At 62.9% G+C, this 2,893-nt stretch carries 3 protein-coding genes; 1 reads left to right on the plus strand and 2 read right to left on the minus strand.

Going from position 1 to position 2,893, the window contains the following annotated elements:
• Together ACYP01_RS04905 and ACYP01_RS04910 are read right to left on the minus strand one after the other, a co-directional pair.
• Positions 1-800, minus strand: an 800-nt coding sequence (locus tag ACYP01_RS04905; protein WP_459678811.1) for an alpha/beta fold hydrolase, incomplete at its 3' end; no start/stop codon positions are given.
• Positions 797-2,587, minus strand: coding sequence for an N-acyl-D-amino-acid deacylase family protein (locus ACYP01_RS04910; RefSeq protein ID WP_336874089.1), 1,791 nt, complete (start codon positions 2,585-2,587; stop codon positions 797-799). The genes ACYP01_RS04910 and ACYP01_RS04905, both read right to left, overlap by 4 nt.
• Before the next feature lie 97 nt (positions 2,588-2,684).
• Between ACYP01_RS04910 and ACYP01_RS04915 the strand changes: the two genes are divergently transcribed.
• Positions 2,685-2,893: TetR/AcrR family transcriptional regulator (locus ACYP01_RS04915; protein ID WP_459678812.1), on the plus strand; the 209-nt coding region annotated here is incomplete at its 3' end.

Raw genomic sequence — 2,893 nt, forward strand, 5'->3', positions numbered from 1 at the left:
GCCTCGTCCGGAATCCAGTGGCTCACGCCGCTGAGAACCTCGAACCGGTACGGGCCGTCGACAAACGCGGGGGTGAGCGCAGAACCCTTGGGCCCGATGGCAGCATCGCCGTCGCTCCAGACGTGCAGGGTCGGCACGGTGACCCTGGCAGTTGCGGGGTTCGGCTTGGTCATCCACATCGCGCGATACCAGTTCAGACCACCGCGCAGGCGGCCGGGAGCCAGCATGGCATTCAGATCGCGCCGTGCGTTCTCCGGCGTCTGCCCGCTCGAGATCAGGAACTTCTCACCCGCCGAGGTGGAGGACAGAACCTTCTCGGGAACGAACGGCAATTGGAACGCCCCCATGTACCACGATTTCAGTCCCTGCGTGCTGGTCACCATCGCCTTGACGAACGCCAGTGGATGCGGAACCGACACCGCGGTAACGGTGTTGAGCAAATCGGGCCGCTCGGCAGCGACCTGCCATGCGACTGCGGCACCCCAGTCGTGGCCGACCAGGTGCACTTTGCCCACTGCGAGCGCGTCGATCAGTGCGACAGTGTCAGCGGCGAGTTCGGACCCGCGGTACGCCCAGCGCGCTTTCGGCCTGGCGCCGGGTGAGTACCCTCGCTGATCCGGTGCGACGGTCCGGAAGCCGCGGTCGTGCAGTAGCGGTGCGAGCTGATCCCACGAGCTCGAATCCTGCGGAAATCCGTGCAGGAGAACCACCACCGGACCGTCTGCCGGACCTTCGTCGCGTACGTCGAAGGTCAGCCCGGTCCGGGAGTACGAGGTGAGGCGATCCGCCGGTGTAGTCATAGCGCCACGCTAGTCTTCGCGGCCCTGGTAACCGGAGCCTTTTCACCGGCACGCAGGAACTGACCTGTCTTTTCGATTCCGAATCCGGGGGCGAATTCGCCGTCGCGGTAGACGAGTCGGCCGTTGATCACCGTAGCGACCGCTGCGTCGTCGCTGCGGTTGACCATCCGGCTGATCCCGCCGTACTCGGGAACCTTTGCCTCGAACAACCCGTCCACCGACTCGTCGAGCCCGGCCGGGTCGATGACAACGAAGTCCGCGCGGTCACCCTGGCGTAGATGCCCGGCCTCGATGCCGTACCAGTCCGCCAGTTCGCCCGTCAGGCGGTGGATTGCGCGCTCGATGGTGAGGAACGGCTTGCGGTCACTCTGAGCGTCCTTGACGCGCTTGAGGAGTCGCACGGGATAGTTGTAGAACGCCATGTTGCGCAGATGTGCGCCGGCATCACCGAAGCCCATCTGCACACCGGAACTCGCGGCGAGTTTCTTCGCGAACTTGGGCCGGTGATTGGCAATGGTGGTGCGCCAGCGAAGATCTCGCCCGTACTTCACCACCAGGTCGAGGTACGCGTCCACCGGGTGCACTCCGCGGATGTCACCGACCTGACCGAAGTTCTTGCCGATCAACGTCTCGTCCGGGCATCCCACGATGACCGCATCGTAGAAATTGCGATGCCAGATGCGGGGTGAGAACTTGTTGTCGTAGTCCTTACGGAATGCGCGACGGTACGACTCGTCCTGGAGCAGTTCGTTGCGCTCCACCTGGTCCTTGAGATGCAAAGCGGCGGCGCCGGCGCCGAACTCCTCGAACACGACCAGGTCGATTCCATCCGCGTAGACGGTGAAGGGAACCGGAAGGTGCTGCCACTTGAAATCGGTCTTGGCGAAGCGATTGAGCAGGGGGGCCGCAGCGAGCATGAAGTACACGATCACCGGGTAGGCCTTCGAATCCGCACCGGAGAGCAGCGACGTCTTGAGCGGCTTCTTGCGTCCGATCGCCGAGCTTTCGGCGAAGAACGCCGCGACGTTCGGATGCAGGTTGATGGTCGGAGCGCTCTGCAAGATCTTTCCGCGATCACGAAGGATGCGATTGAGGAATCGGAACTCTTTCCACCGTGCATACGTCGACGGCAAAGAGCGAGAACGATATTCGTCGCCGTCGATCTTGTCGAGGGCATTGGTCATCGAAGACAGGCCCAGCATCCCAGCGTCGATGGCATCCTCGAGCATCGAGCCCATCCGGCCGAGTTCCGAGCGAGTCGGCTTGACCTTCTTGTCGGTGCCGCGCCCCAGTCCGAGTACGTGCGTGCGGATGTCGGAATGACCGATGAAGGCCGCGACATTGGGTCCGAGGGGAAGGGCTTCGAGAGCGGCGGTGTACGCCGCGGGACCGGTCCAGGTCTTGTTCGCTTCGAGGATGCGCAGCACCGCGTCGTGGGGAACTGCTTCGACCCGGCTGAACAGATCCGCAATCTCGCGCGGGGTCGAATACACCGTCGACAGTGAGCAATTGCCGAGCACGACCGTAGTGACGCCGTGGCGAACCGATTCCGGAAGGCCTGGACTGACCAAGGCTTCGGCGTCGTAGTGCGTGTGGACGTCGACAAAGCCCGGGAGAACCCACTTGCCGGCCGCGTCGATCACCTCGGTGTCCGGCCCGATCTCCAGGCGCGTCGTGGACACCTCCGCGACCACGCCGTCTCGAATTCCGAGATTACGACGCAGACCTGGAGCCCCCGTCCCGTCGAACCACAACCCGTCGTTGACCACGATGTCGAAAGCAGACACTGTCGGACTCCTCGCCTCACGTATGTGTTACCTCACGTTATAGACAGCGTTGAGTAAAAGTCAATGAACCTTTCGAACCAATACATAAGATGACGGAATGGCTGCAGTCCCCCGCTCCCCCGAAGACCGTCAGAGGCAAATCCTCGAGGTGGCAGTACACATGTTGCGGACCGAGCCTTTCGACCAACTGTCGATGGACCGAGTTGCAGCCGAGGCCGGCGTCTCACCGCCACTGCTGTTCCACTACTTCAAAAACAAGAAGGGCTTCCAGAACGCCATCCTCGAGGCTGCCTCGGCCGATCTCGA

This window comes from Rhodococcus sp. no. 34, assembly GCF_054589475.1.